At 32.5% G+C, this 2178-nt stretch carries 2 protein-coding genes; both read left to right on the top strand.

The genetic code is table 11. The annotated features are described in order from the left end of the window. Positions 1-430: 430 nt before the first annotated feature. Positions 431-568 carry a hypothetical protein gene (locus F6K22_RS39255; protein ID WP_293110409.1) on the top strand — a complete coding sequence of 46 codons (138 nt, stop codon included), beginning with the start codon at positions 431-433 and terminating at the stop codon, positions 566-568. Positions 569-1032: 464 nt separating this feature from the next. Continuing rightward, complete coding sequence (locus F6K22_RS39250) at positions 1033-2175, top strand: EcsC family protein (protein WP_293110407.1); 1143 nt, start codon at positions 1033-1035, stop codon at positions 2173-2175. Positions 2176-2178: the final 3 nt, after the last annotated feature.

Here is a 2178-nt window from a genome sequence, read left to right as displayed (position 1 = left end):
TTTCATTTTAATAAGCACCTGCGCAGAGCGACAGACTTGTTATCAATATACATCAAAATTGGCTGGGAAGCAAAAATCCTGTATTTATTGCATATCAAGACTTGTAGCGTTTATGAAAAGATTGCTAAAACAAGCGCAAAATCGCGATTTTTCCCTAAAATTTGGCCCTCAATAGCTCATTTCAACTTTTTTTGCCAAAATTAGTTTAAATTCTAAATACGTTAATCAATTAACTATAAGTTTCATTAATATCAAATCATTTTATAGTCTTATAAAAAGTAGGAAAGAGTCATTTCAGTTATCAGTTATCGGTTGTAAAAAATTAATATTTTTCTGTTGAAATATATAAGTTATTATTTGAAAATATTGTTATAAATAGTTGAATATAATTAGACAAAAAATAAATCAATAGAACTATAATCATAAGAAAATGGAAAAACCATTATTTGTATTTGCGAAGTTTCAGACTAAGAAATATCGAGTTGAAGAGATGAAACAATTGCTTCGGAAGTTTATTGCAGGAACTTTGGAAAATGAAACAGAGTGCATCTCATATAATTATTTTTAATCTACAGAAATGGCAATAATTTTTGCTTTTAGGTTTAATTTTTATCTTACTTTTTAGGAAAGCCGAATAGGTTTTGGAACTTATTCAGCAATTTTTATAGTCGAAGTTTTTATCAATATGAAATGGCAGGAAAAAAGTAAAAATAATCAATTTTATCAATACAATTTTTCAGCAAATAATTTCAGAAAATCCTACTTTAGTAGTTAAATCAAGTCTCATTAATTAGCCATAATAAATCAGGGATAATTATCTTTTTTTATTAAGTACAACTTCATAGATAAACGATATTAAAAAATAATCCTACTTTGGGAACTTACAAAAAATTTTATAGATTATCAATAGGTCAGTATTTTTTCTGAAAATAATAGGAAATTACGCTACAAAACTTCAGTAAATACACTATTGTTCACAGACAAATGTGCATCTTATTCTAGATATATAAATTCATAAAAGATCAGTTAAAGATGACTACAACTTCCGCAGATTTATCAAAAACTCCAAATCAAAATTCGTCTTTTTTCGGGTCATTATTTGGTTCAGTTAGAGGAGCAGCACAAGTAGTCGGAAACGCCACAGTTCAAGCAGCTTGTGGTGCTGGTGAAGCTATTGGTAGTGTAGCTGTAAATACAACACATGGACTAGGATATGTTACTGAAATGGTGAATAATAGTCGATTATTGTCACCATTAACAAAAGCTCTGAAAATAGAGTTGTTAGAAATAGTCGATCAGATAGATATTGTCAAAGCTGAAACTGAAATTCAACGCCTACAACAAAAATATCCAAATGAAAGCCCCTCTGAAATTAGCCATCGTGTAATTTTAGAGAAAGCAATTTATGTTGGGGGGACAGGAGTTGCTACCAGTATTGTACCAGGAATAGGATTAGGACTCATAGCAGTTGACTTAACAGTTACAACTGCAATACAAGCAGAAATGGTATATCAGATTGCTTATGCTTATGGATTTGATTTGCAAGAACCAGCAAGAAAAGGAGAGGTTTTAGGCATTTTTGGTCTAGCAGTTGGAGGTGGTCAAGCTTTAAAAGCAGGATTAGGTTTTATGCGAAATGTGCCTTTAGCAGGTGCAGTAATTGGTGGTAGTACAAATGCAGTCATGTTATATTCCCTAGGATATGCAGCTTGTCGGTTCTATGAAGCAAAATTAGCCCCGGAGACTATGGAAGCCGCACTAGAAACTGCTCAAGTTGATACCCAGAAATATTTAAAAGCGGCGATCGCTCAACAGGCGATCATGGATCAAATTTTGGTTCATGTAATTTTGGCTGGAAATCCTGGAAAAACTTGGGAGCAAATACTGCCAGAACTTGAAGGAGCTAACCTGAGTCCTGGTTCTCTGGAAATAATTCAGAAGAATATTAAATCTCCCCCATCTCTAGAAAAATTACTTGCTCAAGTTAATGATGAGTTTGCCATTTCAGTTGTAGCTCAGTCTCAAAAAATTGCTGAATTAGATGAGGTTATTACTCCACAAGAAAAGAAAGTCCTCGAACTAATTAGTAAGAAGTTGAAGGTTGACCTAGCTGCCGTCGAAATGCAAGTCCTTCAAAATGAATTAGATGCTTTATCAGATATTTTGTTGGAATAACAA

Origin of the sequence: Okeania sp. SIO2F4 (assembly GCF_010672385.1) — a bacterium.
Classification (GTDB): Bacteria; Cyanobacteriota; Cyanobacteriia; order Cyanobacteriales; family Microcoleaceae; genus Trichodesmium.
Note: the sequence above shows the minus strand (reverse complement) of the source record. Positions and strands in the feature narration are given on the sequence as shown.